The 19,113-nt window shown below is 62.7% G+C and carries 15 protein-coding genes; 7 read left to right on the top strand and 8 right to left on the bottom strand.

Features of this window, described 5'->3' with window-relative positions; all coding sequences use genetic code 11:
• Positions 1-49: 49 nt before the first annotated feature.
• Genes P3T21_RS11020 through P3T21_RS11000 form a run of 5 tightly spaced genes read right to left on the bottom strand, consistent with a single transcriptional unit; the run spans position 50 to position 5,309 of the window.
• A complete protein-coding gene (locus P3T21_RS11020) occupies positions 50-1,723 on the bottom strand; it encodes an electron transfer flavoprotein-ubiquinone oxidoreductase (protein ID WP_429255972.1) in 1,674 nt (557 codons plus the stop codon).
• Positions 1,724-1,732: 9 nt separating this feature from the next.
• Positions 1,733-2,389, bottom strand: a complete 657-nt coding sequence (locus tag P3T21_RS11015; RefSeq protein WP_429255971.1) for a HutD/Ves family protein — start codon at positions 2,387-2,389, stop codon at positions 1,733-1,735.
• Positions 2,386-3,327 (bottom strand): electron transfer flavoprotein subunit alpha/FixB family protein, encoded by a 942-nt coding sequence (locus tag P3T21_RS11010; protein ID WP_429255970.1) that lies wholly within the window; start codon positions 3,325-3,327, stop codon positions 2,386-2,388. Before P3T21_RS11010 ends, P3T21_RS11015 begins: the two co-directional genes overlap by 4 nt.
• Positions 3,324-4,097 carry an electron transfer flavoprotein subunit beta/FixA family protein gene (locus P3T21_RS11005; RefSeq protein ID WP_429256306.1) on the bottom strand — a complete coding sequence of 258 codons (774 nt, stop codon included), beginning with the start codon at positions 4,095-4,097 and terminating at the stop codon, positions 3,324-3,326. The genes P3T21_RS11010 and P3T21_RS11005 overlap by 4 nt, the downstream gene beginning before the upstream one ends.
• A 24-nt stretch (positions 4,098-4,121) precedes the next feature.
• The gene (locus P3T21_RS11000) at positions 4,122-5,309 is read right to left on the bottom strand and encodes an NAD(P)/FAD-dependent oxidoreductase (RefSeq protein ID WP_429255969.1); all 1,188 of its coding nucleotides are present in this window, start codon (positions 5,307-5,309) and stop codon (positions 4,122-4,124) included.
• Between the two features lie 186 nt (positions 5,310-5,495).
• On the opposite strand from P3T21_RS11000, the gene P3T21_RS10995 reads away from it, so the two are divergent.
• On the top strand, positions 5,496-6,461 hold the full coding sequence (locus P3T21_RS10995; RefSeq protein WP_429255968.1) for a LysR family transcriptional regulator: 966 nt from the start codon (positions 5,496-5,498) through the stop codon (positions 6,459-6,461).
• Positions 6,462-6,709: 248 nt separating this feature from the next.
• On the opposite strand, the gene P3T21_RS10990 is transcribed toward P3T21_RS10995, so the two are convergent.
• Positions 6,710-7,312 carry a helix-turn-helix domain-containing protein gene (locus P3T21_RS10990; protein WP_429255967.1) on the bottom strand — a complete coding sequence of 201 codons (603 nt, stop codon included), beginning with the start codon at positions 7,310-7,312 and terminating at the stop codon, positions 6,710-6,712.
• Between the two features lie 224 nt (positions 7,313-7,536).
• On the opposite strand from P3T21_RS10990, the gene glnT reads away from it, so the two are divergent.
• The 6 genes from glnT to P3T21_RS10960 all read left to right on the top strand — a co-directional run bounded on the left by glnT (position 7,537) and on the right by P3T21_RS10960 (position 15,244).
• On the top strand, positions 7,537-8,925 hold the full coding sequence (glnT, locus tag P3T21_RS10985; protein WP_429255966.1) for a type III glutamate--ammonia ligase: 1,389 nt from the start codon (positions 7,537-7,539) through the stop codon (positions 8,923-8,925).
• Between the two features lie 11 nt (positions 8,926-8,936).
• Positions 8,937-9,845, top strand: a complete 909-nt coding sequence (locus P3T21_RS10980) for a class II glutamine amidotransferase (RefSeq protein ID WP_429255965.1) — start codon at positions 8,937-8,939, stop codon at positions 9,843-9,845.
• Positions 9,833-10,522, top strand: a complete 690-nt coding sequence (locus tag P3T21_RS10975; protein WP_429255964.1) for a protein glxC — start codon at positions 9,833-9,835, stop codon at positions 10,520-10,522. The genes P3T21_RS10980 and P3T21_RS10975 overlap by 13 nt, the downstream gene beginning before the upstream one ends.
• 25 nt (positions 10,523-10,547) lie before the next feature.
• Positions 10,548-11,909 (top strand): FMN-binding glutamate synthase family protein, encoded by a 1,362-nt coding sequence (locus P3T21_RS10970; protein ID WP_429255963.1) that lies wholly within the window; start codon positions 10,548-10,550, stop codon positions 11,907-11,909.
• A gap of 80 nt (positions 11,910-11,989) precedes the next feature.
• Complete coding sequence (locus P3T21_RS10965) at positions 11,990-13,426, top strand: APC family permease (protein WP_429255962.1); 1,437 nt, start codon at positions 11,990-11,992, stop codon at positions 13,424-13,426.
• On the top strand, positions 13,427-15,244 hold the full coding sequence (locus P3T21_RS10960; RefSeq protein WP_429255961.1) for a bifunctional protein-serine/threonine kinase/phosphatase: 1,818 nt from the start codon (positions 13,427-13,429) through the stop codon (positions 15,242-15,244). It abuts the gene before it with no gap.
• 82 nt (positions 15,245-15,326) lie between these two features.
• Here P3T21_RS10960 and P3T21_RS10955 read toward each other — a convergent pair whose 3' ends face one another.
• Both P3T21_RS10955 and P3T21_RS10950 read right to left on the bottom strand, forming a co-directional pair.
• On the bottom strand, positions 15,327-17,669 hold the full coding sequence (locus tag P3T21_RS10955; RefSeq protein WP_429255960.1) for a DUF1989 domain-containing protein: 2,343 nt from the start codon (positions 17,667-17,669) through the stop codon (positions 15,327-15,329).
• A gap of 22 nt (positions 17,670-17,691) precedes the next feature.
• A complete protein-coding gene (locus P3T21_RS10950; protein WP_429255959.1) occupies positions 17,692-19,059 on the bottom strand; it encodes a flavin-containing monooxygenase in 1,368 nt (455 codons plus the stop codon).
• Positions 19,060-19,113 lie beyond the last annotated feature (54 nt).

The raw sequence follows: 19,113 nt of genomic DNA, 5'->3' as shown, positions 1-19,113 counted from the left end.
TGCATAAGAAAGGCGGCTTCGAACTCCGAAGCCGCCTTTTTTGCGGCGCTCACATGTTCGGATAGTTCGGCCCACCGCCGCCTTCCGGCGTGACCCACACGATGTTCTGCGTCGGGTCCTTGATGTCGCATGTCTTGCAGTGCACGCAGTTCTGCGCGTTGATCACGAGCCGCTCGCTGCCGTCGTCGTTCTTCACGAACTCATACACCGCTGCCGGGCAGTAGCGGCTTTCCGGGCCGGCGTACGTGGCCAGGTTGATGTTCACCGGCACCGACGGATCTTTCAGCGTCAGGTGCGCCGGCTGGTTCTCTTCATGGTTGGTGTTCGAGATGAACACTGACGACAGGCGGTCGAACGTCAGCTTGCCATCCGGCTTCGGATAGACGATCGGCTTGCACTGCGATGCGGGCTTGAGCATCTCGTGATCGGAATGCTGGTGATGCAGCGTCCACGGCACGTTGCCGCCCAGCACCTTCTGCTCCAGCCCCACCATCAGCGTGCCGAGATACAGGCCCTTGCTCATCCACTGCTTGAAGTTGCGCGCACGGTACAGCTCGGTGTGCAGCCACGACTGTTTGAATGCCTCCGGATAGGCGGCGAGTTCGTCCGCCTGACGGCCCGCCTGCACCGCGTCGAAGGCCGCATCGGCCGCCAGCATGCCGGTCTTGATCGCCGCATGCGAGCCCTTGATCCGCGATGCATTCAGGAAGCCCGCATCGTCGCCGACCAGCGCCCCGCCCGGGAATACCAGTTTCGGCAGCGACATCAGGCCGCCCGCGGTGATCGCCCGCGCGCCATACGACACCCGCTTGCCACCTTCGAGAAACGCGCGGATCGACGGATGCGTCTTGTAGCGCTGGAATTCCTCGAACGGCGACAGATACGGATTCGAATAGCCGAGCCCCACGACAAAGCCCACCATCACCTGGTTGTTGTCCATGTGATAGAGGAACGAGCCGCCGTAGGTGTCGCTCTCGAGCGGCCAGCCGGCCGTGTGAATGACCAGACCCGGCTTGTGCTTGGCCGGATCGATTTCCCACAGCTCCTTGATGCCGATGCCGTAGACCTGCGGATCGACGCCGTCACGCAGCTTGTACCGGTCGTTCAGCTGACGGCCCAGATGGCCACGTGCGCCTTCGCAGAAGAGCGTGTATTTCGCGTGCAGCTCCATGCCGAGCTGGAAGTTTTCAGTCGGCTGGCCGTCCTTGCCGATACCCAGATTGCCAGTGGCGACACCTTTGGCCGAGCCATCGTCGTTGTACAGCACTTCGGCTGCGGGAAAACCCGGGAAAATCTCGACGCCGAGCGCTTCGGCCTGCTGGCCGAGCCAGCGCGTGACGTTCGCGAGGCTCACAACGTAATTGCCGTGATTCTTGAAGTTATCCGGCAGCGCCCAGTTCGGCACGCTTTTGGCGCCGGATTCGCTCAGGAACAGGAAGCGGTCCTCAGTCACGTCGACATCGAGCGGCGCGCCTTTTTCCTTCCAGTCGGGGATCAGCTCGTTCAAGGCGCGCGGGTCCATCACCGCGCCTGAGAGAATATGGGCACCGACCTCCGAGCCTTTCTCCAGTACACAGACGCCCACCTCGACGCCTTTCTCCTGCGCCAGCTGCTTCAGACGGATCGCCGCGGACAGGCCAGCGGGGCCGCCGCCGACGATCACCACGTCGTATTCCATCGACTCGCGCGGGCCGTACTGTTCGATCAGTGCGTTGCTTGCCATAGGGTTCTCCTAGCGGTCCGCCAGCGGTTCAATCGCAATCGACAGCAGTTTCGCACCCGGTCCGAGCGGACTGAGATCCAGCGCTTCGTGCCGTTTTTCGAGCCATATTCCATTCATCGGCGCCAGCGAGACGTTGCGAAGCAGAGAACTGGAGAGCGTCCATTGACCGTCGACTGATAACAGCAACTGACTGGCTGCGGGCGTCACGCGCAACGAATGCGTGTGGATGCTGACGGTCGCGCGGCACGCCTCGCGCCGTGTCATGACATTGAGCACATGAACCGGCCTGGCGGCCAACGTGACCCACACATGCAGATCGCCGGAAAACTGAACCGGTTGCCCCGCGTGGGCGATTAACTGGCCATCCTGCGAATGCAGATCGACTGAGCCGTCATCGAGCAGCACCAGCGTTCGATCGAATCCGGGAAACTGCGAAAACCTGGCCGCGCCACTCAGCGTTGCCAGGCTGACGCGCCAATGGACGCCCGTGTCATCCTCGGGCCCGCGTGCGATGGTCCGTGTAACGCCGCCGCCGTTCGCCCACGGTTCGTGCACCAGACTGGCGCAATTGAAAAAACGTACTGCAGGCTGTGATTCCGTAGCGGGATGCGGCGATGCGTTGCCATTGGCCAATGAGGTTGACGCGCCCGACAGATGAAGTGTCATCGGCTCGTGCCTCCCGCGCCGACATGCGCTTCGATCTCGCCCACCACCTCGAACAGATCGCCGACGAGCCCGATATCCGCGACCGAAAAGATCGGCGCGTCCGGATCTTTATTGATTGCGACAATGGTCTTCGAGTCCTTCATCCCGGCCAGATGCTGAATCGCGCCGGAGATGCCGAATGCAAGGTAGACGTCGGGTGCGACCATCTTGCCGGTTTGCCCGACCTGTGCGGTATTCGGCGCGTAGCCGGCATCCACCGCGGCCCGCGATGCGCCGAGCGCCGCGCCCATCTTTTCCGCCAGTTCGCCGAGCCGGTCCATACTGTCCTTCGATGCCAGACCACGCCCGCCCGCGACGACGATCCGCGCGTCAGGCAGCTCGCGGCCGGTCTGTGCCGATGCCTGGCGCTCGACGAGCCTCGTCCGGCTAAAGCCCGCAGCCGGTTCGAGCGTCACGCGTTGCCCGTTGCCGCCGCTGTCGGCCGCCGGCGCGAACGACGACGCCCGATATGTCGCGAACGTCACGGCGCTGGCCGTGTTCACGTTGGCGATGACGCTTCCCGCATAAAGGCTGCGCACGAACGCGCCATCGCCTTCCGCGGCGATCACATCTGGAATGAATGCACCGCCGACAAGCGCCGCGGCGCGCGGCAGGGCGCTACGGCCGAGCGTCCGATGACTCGCGGCGATCAGCGAATACGGTCCGTGCATCGCGTACAACTGCGCGGCGAGCGTTTCAGGCACAACGTCCTCGCTCGTCGCGCCAGCCATCACGAGAGCGCGCTCGACACCGGCGATCCTTTCGACCGTGGATGCAAGCGCGGCATCCGGCAAGAACACATCGACCGGCAGGCCGCGTTGCATCACCGCAGTGATAACGCGAAGCGTCGCCTCGGCAAGGCGGCCGTTTTCGCTTTCAGCTACGACAAGGCTTCTCATGCGGGGACTCCTGCCTGATCGAATACGCGTCGTTCTGTGAGCGCTGCGATGAGCGCGGCGCTGTCGGCGACCTTGATGCCGGGCTGGCGGACCGGCGGATCGCTGAGCTTGACGATATGGCTCCGGGGCGTCAGATCGATTGCCAGCGTGGCGGCGTCCACGATCGCGAGCGGCTTCTGCTTCGCCTTGACGATGCTCGGCAAGGTCACGCGGCGCGGGTCGGCGAGGCGCAGATCCGCGCTGACGACAGCCGGACCCTCGAGCAGCCACGTCGCCGTGCCGGTGTCGTCTTCGCACATGACGGACCAGCCTGTGCCATCCGCCGAGAGTGCGCCTGCGTTCAACGCCTGCGGCCAGTCGAGCAGGGCGGCGAGCATGGCGGCGACACCGCCGATGTCGCCGTCGATCGCCTGCTTGCCGCACAGCACGAGGCCGTATTCCCGACTCGCCATGTGAGCGTTCAGCAGACGCGCCACCGCCAGCGAATCGAGCGTGGAAGTCGCCGTTGCGGTGTCGATCAGCACGGCATCGTCCGCGCCCATTGCCAGCGCCGTGCGCAAGACGTCCTGGCTGGCTTGCGTGCCGCACGTGATCACCGTCACCTTCGACGCAACGCCGGCTTCCTTGAGTTGCAATGCCTTTTCGACCGCGCATTCGTCGAACGGGTTGAGCGACATCTTGAGGCCGGTGGTGTCGATCGAACCGTTCGCCGAGACCCTCACGCGTACGTTGGCATCGACGACGCGCTTGACTGGAACCAGAATGTTGATTGTCATGACGGGAGCATCCTTCGATCAGGAGACCGCGCCCGAGCCGTACTTGCCCACCAGCAGTGCGCCACTTGCGAACCGGTCGAGCGCGTAGGGCGCGAGGGAAACATCGGTGGGCAGGCCGAGCGCATGTTGGGCGAGGATCTTGCCGATGCCCGGCGACAGCTTGAAGCCGTGCCCCGAAAAACCGAAACCGACCACGAGACCCTCGATATCGCCGACCGTGCCCAACACCGGATTCCAGTCGGGCGTCACGTCGTACACACCGGTCCATGACGAAGCCAGCCCCGCGGCCTCATAAGCCGGGAAGCGTTCGGCCACCTGGGCGCCGACTTCGGCGACATAGTCGAGCGAGATATCGCCCTGTTCCGTTTCCGGCGAATTCAGCGTTTCGCCCACCACACCTTCCGACACCAGCATCTGGCTGCCGCCGTAACTGCGGTAATAGAGCATGCCGGCCGAGCCGAGGTCCTTGAACGCGGGCATCTTGAACGAATACGCGGCGCCGTCGCATTCGAGTGCGAGCACCGTGTGACGCTCCGGCTTGACCGGCAGCGGCACACCGATCCAGCCGGCGAGTTCCGGCGTCCAGATGTTCTGCGTGCTGATCAGGGTGCCGCAGCTGAAGTTGCCTGCGCTGGTTGCGACCCCGGTGATCCGGCGTCCTTCGCGGACGATGCCCGTGACCGTCACGCCTTCCATGATCTTGACACCGCGGCGGCGCGCCGAACGGGCGAAGCCGGTCGCCACCAGATAGGCATCCGCAAAACCCGCCTCCGGTTCATAGCCGGTCAGCGCGGCGTCGTCGAAGTTCGCGATCGGCAGGCGCTCGTGCGCCTGCGCCTTGTCGAGTAGTTGCACTTCGATGCCCATATCCTGCTGCGCGGCGAGCGAGGCGCGCAGCGGTTCCAGCTTGTCGCCGTCGGGCGCGCAGATCAGATAGCCGCATTTGACGAGACCACAGGACGCTTCGTCATCGCCGAGATACTCGGCGAAGTTATTGAATGCCCACCACGAGGAGCGCGCGAGTTCCACGTTCTGGCGCACCGAATAGTGCGTGCGCAACAGGCCGGACGACTGTGACGTGGTGCCCGCGCCGATCGTGCCCTGTTCGATAACCAGCACGCTTTGCGCGCCCAGGGCGGCGAGATGATGGGCGACCGACGCGCCGATGACACCAGCGCCGATCACGATGAAATCGTAGTGGCTCATGTGGACCTCTGTGTGGGCAATGAGGCGAATTCTAGGAAAACGTTGGCCGCGCCAATTTTGTATTAGGCAAACTTATGGCGAGCCAATGCAATTTCTCATCCTGCACACCAACCCTGCGCACCTCGGCACCATGCTGTCGTACCGCACAGGATGACCGGCATGTCACCCACGCGAGCGGAGCATTTCATGAGACGAACCCCGACCCCGATCGATCTGCGCGCGTTGCAGGCTTTTGTGGCTGTCTGCGACAGCGGCTCGATGACGGGCGCGGCGAAGCAGCTCGGCGTGAGCCAGAGCGCCATCAGCCAGTCGATTGCCGCGCTGGAGCGCGATCAGGGCCTGACGCTGTTCGATCGCGAGAGCCGTCCGCCGCGCCCGAATGTAGCGGGGCGCGCGTTGCTGGAGTTGGCGGGGCCGTTGATCGAACACGCGCAGATGGTGAGCGCCCGTATCGGCGATGCCTCGCATACCGGCAAGATGCCGGTGCGCCTGGGTTGCGTCGATTCGTTCGCGGCCACTGTTGGGCCCGAGTTGATTCGTGCGGTGTCGAATTCAGAGCGGCAGATTTCGATGTGGTCCGGTCTCACGCCGGGCCTGAGCAAACAGTTGCACGACCGCGAACTGGATATCGCGATCTGCACGCAGACCACGCTGAACGACGCACGGATCGTCGAAGTGCCGCTGTTTTCCGAGGCGTTCGTGGTGGTGGTTGCGCGTAGCCACTTGAGCGGGCGCCGCAATATAGACTGGCGCACGCTCGCGCTCGAACTGCCACTGATCCGCTATACGGCGCGCTCAGTGATCGGCCAGCAGATCGAGCGTTTCGCGCGACATCTGGGTATCAACAGTCCGCGGCGTTACGAGTTCGATGCGACCGATCCGCTGCTGAGTCTGGTGGCGGCTCGCGTGGGTTTTGCGATTTCGACGCCCTTGTGTCTGTGGCAGGCACGACACTATCTGGACGATATCGCGGTGATGCCGTTGCCGCCGAGCCGTCTTGGGCGGCGCGATTTCTTTCTGTTGCACCGCCAGGGTGAATGGGATCAGTTCGCCGCCGACATCGTCATGCTGACGCGCGGCGTGCTGGACAACGCGATCCAGCCGTCGCTGGCGCGGGCGCTGCCCGATCTGCCGGATGATGCATTGCGCTGAATAACGCCCGTTTGTATAAGCGTTGCTTTTAACGCTGCTTAACCGCACACCTCGTTTTTGTGCAAAGTCGCACCAGTCACAACGACGATGTGCACCGCAGTCAGGCTGATGAGCCTTTCAGCGTCGATATCAGGAACAGTGCATGGCGCCCAAAGCGTTTATTGGTGGGAATCTTTGATTCACTCAGATAAACATGGCACAAACGTTGCATTGATAGAGGCGTCGACTGCGACGGCCGCAGCGAGAGATCAGTCAGCGCTCGACTGCGGATACACAAAGATCGACAGGAATTGAATGGGCGTCTTGATCAGACGCTCAGGACCGTGCGGTATCTCACCCTGGAAGGTGAGCGTGTCGCCGGGATTAAGGATGTAGGTTTGTTGACCATGGCGGTATTCGATCACGCCTTTGAGCATGTGGATGAATTCGGTGCCCGGGTGCTCGAACACAGGAAAACGTTCAGCCTCGTCCTCCATCGTGATCAGGAAGGGTTCGAAGAGCTTGCGCGGACCCTGGTCGTAGGCAAGCAGGTGATAGGTGTGACCGCGTTTGGTGCCTTTGCGGACCACCTCCATGCCGGCGCCTTTTTTGACGAGTTGTGCACCGCCTTGCGGCACGTCGAAATTGCGGAACAGCGTGGAGAGCGAAACGCCGAGCGCCTGGGCGATGCGGTTGAGCACCTCGAGACCCGCGGAGGTCTGCGCGTTCTCGATCTTCGAAAGCATGCCGCGGCTGATGCCGGCCTGCGCGGAGACCTGAGCGATCGTCAGGCCGTGGCGCTGGCGTAGTTCGCGGATGGTGATGCCGAGGTAGCGCTCGAGCGGCGTTTTATTGTCTTCACCGGTTTGCATGTAGGCCTCACGGAAAAGGGAAGCGTAGCAGATTGCAGCGCCGGGTCGCGTGCGAAGAGTTTCACAGTGGGAAGCTTAGTTGCGCACCAATAAAGTTTCTGTTTGATTGAAGACAAGCTTGAAGCGCGCCGAAACCGGCGTTCGGAAGCGTGTTGCATAGCCTGGTCACATGCGTTGCGTGTGGCTTTTCCAAACCACAAAGGATGTTGTTGCAAGGAGTGGCGATGAACCTGAACGATGCGAGCAAGCTGCCGGTCAACGAACTCGGATGCGTGCCCCGCTTCGGCTCGGCGGAAGAGGCGCAAGCTTATCTGACGCAGCAGGGCGTGAAGTACGTGCTGGCGCAGTTTGTCGATATTCACGGCGTGGCCAAGGCGAAATCGGTGCCGGTCAGTCATCTGAAGAGCGTGTTGAAAGCGGGTGCCGGTTTCGCGGGGTTTGCGATCTGGGGCGTAGGTATCGAGCCGAACGGCCCCGACTATATGGCCGTCGGCGATCTGGCGACGCTCACGCCGGTGCCGTGGCAGCCGGGCCTGGCACGGATCGTCTGCGACGGTCATGTGGATGGCGAAGCGTGGCAATACGATTCGCGCGTGACCTTGAAGAAACAGGTCGCACGGATGACCGAGCGCAACTGGACGCTCTTCACGGGTCTCGAACCGGAATTCTCGTTGCTGCGCCGTTCGGCATCGGGCGTGCTGGAGCCATGCGATCCGAGCGATACGCTCGCCAAGCCGTGCTACGACTACAAGGGACTCTCGCGTACGCGCGTCTTCCTGGAAAAGCTCACCGAATCGATGCGCGCGGTCGGGATCGACGTCTATCAGATCGATCATGAAGATGCGAACGGGCAGTTCGAAATCAACTACACGTACACCGATTGCCTGACGTCGTGCGATCACTACGTGTTCTTCAAGATGGCAGCCTCCGAGATCGCCAATGAACTCGGCATGATCTGCTCGTTCATGCCGAAGCCGTTCGCGAATCGTCCGGGTAACGGCATGCACATGCATATGTCGATTGGCGACGGCGAACGCAACCTGTTCGCCGATGCTGCCGACAAGCTCGGCATGGGGCTTTCGTCGCTCGGCTACCAGTTCACGGCCGGCCTGCTCGCACATGCACCGGCGCTGACCGCGCTGTGCAATCCGACGGTGAACTCGTACAAGCGCCTCGTTGTTGGCCGCTCGCTGACAGGCGCAACGTGGGCGCCGGCCTACATCAGCTACGGCGACAACAACCGTTCGACGATGGTGCGCATGCCCGGCGAGCGCATCGAACTGCGTTTGCCGGATGGTGCGTGCAATCCGTATCTCGCGACGGCGGCCGTGATTGCCGCGGGGCTGGACGGCATCGACCGTGGTCTGTCACCGGGCGAACCGGCTAACGAGAACCTCTACGAGTGGTCGCCCGCGAAACTCTCCGAACACGGCATCGGCGTGCTGCCGCAAAACCTCGAGCAGGCGCTCGATGCGCTCGAAAGCGACCGCATGATATGCGACGCGCTCGGCCCGGTTGCCAATGAATTCCTCAAGCTCAAACGGATGGAGTGGCTCGAATACATGCGCCACGTCTCGGACTGGGAACTGAAGACCTACCTCGAATTTTTCTAAGGAGAAGCACTATGTGCGGAATTGTAGGCTTGCTGGTCAAGACGCCGGCATTGCGCGAACGGCTCGGCGAACTGATGGTGCCGATGCTGATCGGCATGACCGAACGCGGACCGGATTCGGCGGGCCTCGCGGTGTTCGGCAAACAGGTCGATGCGAGTCAGCGCAAGCTGAGCATCTACGCGGGCTTCACCGACGAAGGCGCGGACTTCGCATGGCAACCGCTGCTGGACGCATTGAACGCGGCGATGGACGTGACCGCCCGTGTCGATGCCAAGGGCAATCATGCGGTACTGACGGTGCAAGGCAATGTCGAGCGCGTGAAGACGTGGCTGCGCGAGCGCTATCCGAAGCTGTATCTGCTGTCGAGCGGCCGCTCGATCGATCTGTACAAGGATATTGGCTCGCCGTCGCAAGTCGCCGGGCGTTATGACTTTGCGAACCTGAAAGGCTCGCACCTGGTCGGCCACACACGCATGGCGACGGAATCGGCGGTGACGCCCGACCGCGCGCATCCGTTTACGGCCGGCGACGACTTCTGCCTCGTCCACAACGGTTCGCTGTCGAACGCGCATGGCGTGCGCCGCAAGCTCGAACCGCAAGGCATTCACTTCGATACCGACAACGACACCGAAGCCGCCTGCCGCTTTCTCGAATGGCGGCTGCGGGAAGGCGACACGTTGCCGGTGGCATTGCAGAAGGGTTTCGAAGAACTCGACGGTTTCTACACGTTCCTGATGGGCACCTCGACCGAACTCGCGCTGATTCGCGATCCGTTCGCGTGCAAGCCGGCGGTGGTCGCGGAAAACGACGACTACGTCGCTATCGCTTCCGAGTTCCGTTCGCTCGCGCATCTGCCCGATATCAAAAACGCCAGGATCTTCGAACCCGCACCTGAGGAGATGTATGTATGGAAAGCCTGACTTTCGATCTGGAGCGCACGACAGTCCGTGAGCTGAACCAGTTCTTGCACAAACCGGCGAGCGAACTGGAGGGCCAGGCGGTGACGGTCGTCGCGCCAAACGGCGCGCATAACCTCGCAGTCGGTGTGGATGCGCCGGTGCGAGTGACGATCGCCGGTCACGCCGGCTATTACGCGGGCGGCATGAACAAACACGCGACGATCGAGATCGACGGCAGCGCGGGCACCGGCGTCGCGGAAAACATGATGAGCGGCAAGGTGCATGTGAAGGGTTTCGCGTCGAACGGCGCGGGCGCTTCGGCGCACGGTGGCCTGCTGGTGATCGACGGCGATGCGGGCCTGCGCTGCGGTATTTCGCTGAAGGGTGGCGACATCGTGGTGGGCGGCTCGGTGGGCAGCTTCTCGGCGTTCATGGCGCAGGCGGGCCGCATGGTGATCTGTGGCGATGCGGGTGATGCGCTCGGCGACTCGCTTTACGAAGCGGTGCTGTACGTGCGCGGCGAAGTGAAATCGCTCGGCGCGGACGCGCAGTACGAGCAGATGACGCAGGCGGATATCGACGCGGTACGCGCTTTGCTCACCGCCGCCGGCATGGACCACGACCCGGCGTCGTTCAAACGGATCGCCTCCGCTCGCACGCTCTATCACTGGAACGCCGACGCGAACCAGGAATATTGAACACACGCTCTCGAAGAAGGTTCCCATGGAAGCCAAACCCGTTCACTTCGCCCGCTTGCAGCAGGAAGAGTCGCAAGGCTACGACCGCAAGACGATCGACTATATCCACAGCGCCGCGCAGCGCGGCCTCTACGAAATTCGCGGTCTGGGCGCGAAACGCCGCGTACCGCATTTCGACGATCTGCTGTTTCTCGGCGCCTCGCTGTCGCGCTATCCGCTCGAAGGGTATCGCGAGAAATGCGCGACGCAGACAGTGCTCGGCACGCGCTTCGCCAAAAAGCCGGTGGTGCTCGACATTCCGATCACGATTGCCGGCATGAGCTTCGGCGCGCTGTCCGCGAACGTGAAAGAAGCGCTCGGCCAGGCCGCGACCGCGATGGGCACCTCGACCACCACCGGCGACGGCGGCATGACGCAGGAAGAACGCCGCTCGTCGAAGACGCTGGTCTATCAGTGCCTGCCGTCGCGCTACGGCTTCAACCCGGACGACGTGCGCCGCGCCGACGCGATCGAAATCGTGATCGGTCAGGGCGCGAAACCGGGCGGCGGCGGCATGCTGCTCGGGCAGAAGGTCAATCCGCGTGTCGCCTCGATGCGCACGTTGCCGGCCGGCGTCGATCAGCGTTCGGCGAGCCGTCACCCGGACTGGACCGGCCCGGACGATCTGGCGATCAAGATTCAGGAACTGCGCGAAATCACCGATTGGGAAAAACCGATCTACGTGAAGGTCGGCGCAACCCGCACGTTCAACGACGTCAAGCTCGCGGTGCATGCGGGCGCGGACGTGGTCGTGATCGACGGGATGCAGGGCGGCACGGCGGCGACACAGACCTGCTTCATCGAGAACGTCGGTATTCCGACGCTGGCCGCGGTTCGCCAGGCTGTGGACGCGCTCGAAGATCTGAATATGAAAGGCCAGGTGCAACTGATCGTCTCGGGCGGCATCCGCACCGGTGCTGACGTGGCGAAGGCATTGGCGCTCGGCGCGGACGCGGTGGCGATCGGGCAGGGCATGCTGATGGCGCTCGGCTGCAACAGCGATACGTACTTTCAGAACGGCGCGCTGCATTCGGCGGCGGCGGACTACGCGGCGCTGAACACGTCGCCGGGTTTCTGCCATCACTGCCACACGGGCAAGTGCCCGGTCGGCGTGACCACGCAGGACGCGGTGCTCGAACAGCGTGTGCAGCCCGATGAAGGTTCACGCCGCGTGCGCAACTACCTGAAGACGCTGAACATGGAACTGACGACGATCGCGCGAGCGTGCGGCAAGCAGAACGTCCATCACCTCGAACCGGAGGATCTGGTCGCGCTGACGGTCGAGGCCGCGGCAATGGCGCGCATTCCGCTCGCGGGTACTTCGTGGATTCCCGGATGGACCGAATGAATTAAGTTGTTTCGAGATTTTTGACTGTGGAAGAGTTGAGTGCATTCAACCTTGATTCACCAATCTATCAGGAACCCAACATGAGCACTCCGCAAAGCAGCACGCAAGCAGCGCCGGCATCATCCGGCGGCCTGCGTGCCGGTACGTTAGGTTTTCCCGAGGTCATCGGCCAATCCATCGCGAACCTTTCTCCGACCTTCACGCCGTCGATCAACGTGACCGCGATCGCGGCGCTGGCCGGCGCGGGGACATGGTTGATTTATGGTCTTTCGACGCTCGGGCTGCTGCTGGTGAGCATGAGCATCATCGCGCTCTCGAGCCGGATCGCGTCGGCTGGTTCGTTCTTTATCTATATCTCGCGCGCGCTTGGGCCGATGGCGGGTGGCATTGCCGGCTGGGGCCTGATCGCGGCTTACGTGGGCACTGCAATGGGGGTTGGCGCCGCAGGCGTAGTGTTCGTGCAGAACGCTTTTTCGGCCTGGGGCATCAATATCCCGTCGTGGGCGGTCTACACGATCTTTGTCGGCCTGGCCTGGTTCTTCTCGGCACGTGACGTGAAGCTCTCCTCGCGCCTGTCGCTGGCAATCGAAGCCGCTTCGGTGGTGATCGTGGGCGGTGTGCTGATCTATGTGCTCGCACTGCATCCGGACCATATCATCGACCATACGCAACTGGGGCTGCAGGGCGTGAGCGGTAAGGGCATGGCACAGGGCATGGTGCTCGGCATCTTCTCGTACGTGGGTTTCGAGAGCGCGGCCTCGCTCGGCCAGGAAACCAGGAACCCTCTGCGCGTCATTCCGCGTGCGGTGGTCTGGTGCGTGATCCTGTCGGGCCTGTTCTTCATGTTTGTGGCCTATTCGATGACGATCGCCTACCACGACGACGCAGCCAGGCTCGGCGGCGATTCGGCTGTGCTCAGCACCTTGCTCACGAGCGTCGGCGCCTCGCCGCTCGGTCCGGTGTTTTATCTGATTGCCTCGGTCAGCGCGTTTTCGTGCGTGCTTGCGTGCATCAACTCGTCCAGCCGTCTGCTGTATTCGATGGGCCGCTACCAGTTCGTGCACCGCTCGATGGGCATGGTGCACCGCACGCACCAGACACCGTACCTCGCCGTTGCGTTTTCCTCCATCGTGACCTTCGTGGTGTGCATCGCGATGCTCGGCACGGGGCCGCTCAACACCTTCGGCTATACCAGTACGTTTGCGACCTTTGGCTTCCTGGTCGTGTATTTCCTGGTCGCAATCGCGGCACCGGTTTATCTGAAGAAGCAGGGCGAGCTCAAGACGAGCAACGTCGTGTGGGGCGTGCTCGGCGCACTGGCGATGGTCGGTGCGGTGATCGGCAGCGTGTATCCGGTGCCCGATTATCCGTATAACATCCTGCCCTATCTGTTCGTTGCGTATATGCTGGTTGGCGCAGTCTGGTTGATGATGCTCAAGAAGCGCTCGCCGCAGGTGCTCGAGAAGATCGAGCACGATCTGGAAACAAGCGACGTGATGACCCACGGCAAAAAGTAAATGAGTGAACCCTTCTCCGAGGATAGCTTGCCCGCACCGAACACGGGCCGGATGCCAGACGATCCAGAGGGAAGGCCCGCTAGCGGTCGCGGAATGGGCGGCCAGGAAATCGATCTGCAGTTGCGGCCGGAGCGCGGCGAGTGCGCCGCTCTCGAGATCGGTTGTGTTTCTTTCCCTGCCCGCGCCCGCGGGCAGGATCACATCAACGAAGACTATGTCGGCGTGATGCTCGGCGATCTGGCGGCACGCGCTGCGCGTGGCAGCGTGATTGCCCTGGCCGATGGCGTGAGCGGCAGCACGGGCGGGCGGGTCGCGGCCGAACTCTCGGTGCGCACCTTTATCGATGCCTATTACGGGCTCGCCGACACCTTGCAGCCCGGCGTGGCCGCTGCGCGCGCGCTTGAGGCAATACACGGCTGGCTGCATCAGATCGGCCGCGTCGACCCCGCACTGAGGCAGATGGCCGCGTCCTTTGCGGCGCTGATCGTGCGCCGCGCAACCGCGTATCTGGTAGCGGCTGGCGATGTGCGGCTCTATCTGCTGCGCGATGGCCAACTGGTCCAGATCGGTGACGATGACGTGGTGCCGGTCGCCTTCGGTTCTTATGTGGCGCATGCGGTCGGTATGCTTCCGACGCTGGTGACTCGCATCGAAACTCTTGAGCTGCGCGAGGGCGACCGCCTGCTGATGTGCTCCGACGGGCTCTATCGCCGGGTGCCGATGCGCGAACTGCAGTCGGTGCTGGCGGCGCGCGGCGGTGCGCTCGAAACTGCGCGCCGGCTCGGCGCGCTGGCGGTCACACGCGGCTCGCAGGACGACGTGACGAGCGCGGTGCTCGATGTGGGCGCCCTGCCTTTGCTCGATGTCGGTTACCTTGAGCGGGTGGTCGGCGCCTTGCCGATTCCGGCGGTGCCTGATGCCGGCGATGTGGTCGATGGATATCTGCTCAAGAGCGTGTTGAGCGATGGCTTCTATTCGCGGATTTTCGCCGGCTACGATCTAACGGAGCCGAACACGCCGCTGGCGCTCAAGTTTCCCAAGCCGCGTGTCGAGCAGGACGAGAACGTGCGGCAGTCGATCGTCCGCGAGCGCTGGCTGGCAGGCAAGATCGGCGACGATGGCGTGCTCGCGCCGATGCCGGTCGATGCCGACCGGCAAACCCGGCTCTATGTGGTGATGCCGCTCGGCGCAGGCGTCACGCTCGAAAAACTGCTGGCGGCGCCTCAGCCCATGGCGCTGCCGCGTGCGCTCGAGATCGCGCGGCAGCTAGGCCATTCGATCGACGTGCTGAATCGCCGCAATATCTTCCATCGCGATATCAAACCCGAGAACGTGCTGGTGATGCAGGGCGACAGCACGCGCCTGCTCGATCTCGGTTTCGGTTATATGCCGGGCATGCAGTTGCCGGGCCCCGACGCCGCACCGGGCTCGCCCGCTTATATGGCGCCTGAGTTGATGAAGGGCGCACAGGGCGACGCGCGCTCCGAGGTGTTCGCGTATGGCGTAACCCTGTACCGGTTGTTCAGCGGCGGCAAGCTGCCCTACGGCTTCAATGGCCGCGTGCCGCTTTATCAGTACCGGCCGGACGCGCCGCAATGGCTCGACCTGGTACTGGAGAAAGCGCTGCAGCCCGATCCGGCGCGCAGGTATCAGGACGTGCTCGAAGTGTGCGCTGATCTCGAACGTTTTTCGAGCGGTCGAGACGCGATGGCGCCGATCCGGCGCAAGCCCTTGCTCGAGAGCGATCCGGTGCTGTTCTGGCAGGTGGTCGTGGTGCTGTTGCTGGCGCTGCTGGTGTGGTCCTTGATGCGGCATTGAGCGGGTTGGTGGCGCGGCCCCGCCGCGCTACCTGGCGCAAGCCGCGCGCCATTGCCCACGCCGGCGCGCGTGCTGCAGCCGTTCAAGCGCGGACACGGCGCTTGTCCGGGTCGTAGAAGACCGGCGCCACGACCTGAGCGTCGATGCGTTTCTGATGCCCGTCGATCTTGCCGACCTGCAAGCGTGTTCCCGGTTCGGCATAGGTGATATCGATACGGCACAGCGCAATGTTCTTGCCGAGGATCGGAGAACGCACGCCGCTGGTGACCACGCCGATCTGCGCGCGCCCATCGTGCACGCAATCTCCATGATGCGCGGGTTCGTTGCCGGCGAGTTCGAGTCCGACCAGCTTGTGCCGCGGATGCGCGGTGCGGGCAAGCAAAGCATCGCGGCCGATGAAGTCGTCGGCTTTGCTCTTCAGCGGCACCGAGAAGCCGATGCCTGCTTCGAACGGATCAGTTTCGTCGGTGAACTCGTAGCCGGCGAAGATCAGTCCGGCTTCGACGCGAAGCATATCGAGCGCGTTCAGTCCGAGCGGAACCATTCCTAGCGGTTGCCCAGCCGACCACAGGCGGTCCCACACGCGTTCTGCATGCTGCGGATGACACCAGACTTCATAGCCGAGTTCGCCGGTGTAGCCGGTGCGCGAGACCATGATCGGACAGCCTTCGTAGTCGTCGAGCCGGCCGACCAGAAAGCGGAACCAGCCGAGGTTATCGAGTGCCGGCTGGGTGGGCGGCGTCCACACAATCTGCTTCAACAACTCGCGACTCAGCGGTCCCTGAATCGACAGATTGTGAATCTGGTCCGAGGCCGATTTGATCCACACTTTCATGCCGAGCGCCGCCGCCTGCTCGCGCAGCCAGACACCGGCGTAGTCTTCGCCGCCAATCCAGCGGAAATTGTCCGGGCCGAGGCGCAACAGCGTGCCGTCGTCGAGCATGCCGCCGTGCGGATAGCACATCGCCGAATACACGACCTGGCCGACCGCGAGCCGCCGGACGTCGCGCGTCAAACAGTATTGCAACAGGGCTTCCGCGTCGGGACCGATGATCTCGAACTTGCGAAGCGCGGACAGATCCATCATGGCGACGCGCTCCCGGCAGCCGAAGTATTCTTCGACGGTACCGAAGCCCTCGTAGTGCGTGGGCAGCCACCAGCCGCGATAGTCGGTGAAATGCCGGGTGAGCGCGGACGTCTTTGCATGAAAGCCTGACTCGCGGGTCAGTACCGGTTCGGCATCGGGCGTGGTTCGGGTAGCCATGGCAATGGAGAAGCGTTCCTTGTTCGGATAGACGCGGATCTGGATATCGGTCGGATTCCAGCCGTTCGCGGGGTCGATGTCGTCGGGACAGGACGAACTCACGCACACGAGGTCGGTCAGCGCGCGCATCAGCACGTAGTCGCCTGGACGCGACCACGGTTCATCGAGCGTCATTTGCTGATGTGCGTTGATGCCGGTATTGAAGAAGAAATTGATCGCGGGCCAGCCGGGGCGCGGCGCCATGTTAAAAGCGGCGAGGGCGTGGCTCATGTTGTCGCTGCAGTTGCTATGGCCGAAGTAGCCCTGGCTTTCGTAATAGCGCGCCGCGCACGCCAGTGCAAATGAGTCGTGACGGCCCACCGTGTCGCGTACGACTTCGAGCATGGGCTGCATGTTTCGATTGAAGAACTTCGAGAACAGGCCGGGAGCGGGATACGCGTTGCCATTCAGCGTTCTCGTCACGGTCTGGTCGAGGTCGAGTTCTTTGTTTCTGTCCAGCGCGGCGAGATCGAAGGCGACGAAATCCGAACATTGCCGACCCGCGACGTCCAGTACCTGAATGTATTCTCCCGCGCGCACCGTGTACGCGATGGCGGTGCCGGGCTGGATCGTGAAGTCGTTCAGCGTGTCCGCCAATGGTGCGGGAAGCGGCGGCGCGGCGAGCAGCGCGGGATTCGCGCGATCGATCGTGAGACGCAAGCCGGTGGGCGGGTTCTGCGAATCGATCGCCCTTGCGGCACCCGGCGCGGCGACGATGACGAGCAGCGCTTCGGAGGCAATGAGTTTTCGCGTAAAGCCTGCCGGTGTGTCGCCGTTCCAGATAGTCGCCGCGGACTGCAATGCGCTCGCTTCGACGCCGCGCTTGAGCAGACCGGTCAGCACATGCGAGGCCGCGTTGTTATGCAACAGACTCGCAATGAACGAAGCGCCCGCCGACGCTTGTAGCTCGAGCGCGGCCGGCGCCGCTTCGCCATGTGCATCGAAAGCCATGAGTTCGCAGGCCTGCAGGCCTTCGATATCCATGATCTGCAAGGTATCGCCGGGCGTGAGCGCGACGACCGTGAGGCCGCCGCCCGCCACGCGATATCGTTCGCATCCGGCCGCGCGAGCAAACAGCGCCGGCTCAGCGGGACGCGAGCTTATGGGGGTGCGTATCAGCATGTTCTTCCCTGTCTCGCGCCCGTTAGCTGGCGGTTTTCAACGCCGGAACGGGTTCGCCAAGATACGCGTCCATCGAGTCATCGAGTGCCGACAGCCACGGCGTGTGATGAGGCGGGGATTGCGTGCCGGTCATCAGCGAGCGATAGGACTTGTTGCGGTAGCCCATGATGTCGTCATGCTTGTCGTGTTTCCATTCGAGGAAGGTTCGGTTCACCCCTTCGATGTCGAAACTCGGGTAGTCGGTGGCATCGAGCAGCTCCTGGATGTAGCTACCCTGAAACTCGAACATTTCCTGATGGGTGACGAGCTTTTCTTCTTTCGCGCGCCATGCGAGGCTGTGTGCGGTCATGTCCGCTTTTGGCGGCGGCGTGATCCGTCCGAGGATCACGTCGCGCGCGTACCAGGCTTGAGCGTCGAACATGTTGAACGAATACCAGAGGTCCTGCATGCCGAGGTATATCAGGCCTGGATTGTCTTCCCAGAAAATGCCTTTATAGAGGTTCAAAGGCCACAGGCGATTACCGGTCTTCAGGCGTAGTTCGTCGGGCAGGAACGGAAAGTGATGCTGATACCCTGTGCAGAGGATGATCGCGTCGATGCGCTTGTGCGTGTCGTCGGCGAAGTAAGCGATATTGCCGCGCACGCGCTGCAATATCGGTTTCTCTTCCCAGTTTTCGGGCCAGTGATAGCCCATCGGCGCCGTGCGGTAGCAACTTGTGATGCTCTTCGCACCGTACTTGTAGCACTGGGAGCCGATGTCTTCCGCCGAATAGCTGCTGCCGACCAGCAACACATCCTTGTCCTTGAACTCCAGCGCGTCGCGGAAATCGTGTGCATGCAGGATGCGGCCGCCAAAACTCTCAAAGCCGGGGAAGGTTGGCGCATTCGGTGTCGAGAAGTGGCCGCACGCGTTGACAACGTAATCGAACTCTTCCGACGCCGTCGTGCTGGCGGAAAAGTCCTGCGCAGTGACGGTGAATTTTCTGGTTGCGGCGTCGAAGCTCACCTGACGGACCGTCGTATTGAAGCGGATATAAGGCCGTACGCCGGCTTTCTCGACGCGTCCGCGAATATAGTCCCACAGCACCTCGCGCGGCGGATACGAGGCGATCGGTTTGCCGAAATGCTCCTCGAATGTGTAGTCCGCGAACTCCAGACATTCCTTTGGCCCGTTGGACCACAGGTAGCGATACATGCTGCCGTGCACCGGCTCGCCATTCTCGTCGGTGCCGGTGCGCCATGTGTAATTCCACATGCCGCCCCAGTCCTTCTGCTTCTCAAAGCAGACGATATCGGGAATGTCTGCACCTTTTTCTCTCGCGGACTGGAAAGCGCGCAATTGCGCCATCCCGGAAGGGCCCGCACCTATGATTGCGACGCGCTTTTTCATGGTTTTTCACTCGCTAGATATCTAGTACGACAACACAGGATCTCCCGCTGGAAA

The organism is Paraburkholderia sp. GAS334, from assembly GCF_050436625.1.
Taxonomy (GTDB): Bacteria; Pseudomonadota; Gammaproteobacteria; order Burkholderiales; family Burkholderiaceae; genus Paraburkholderia.
Note: the sequence above shows the minus strand (reverse complement) of the source record. Positions and strands in the feature narration are given on the sequence as shown.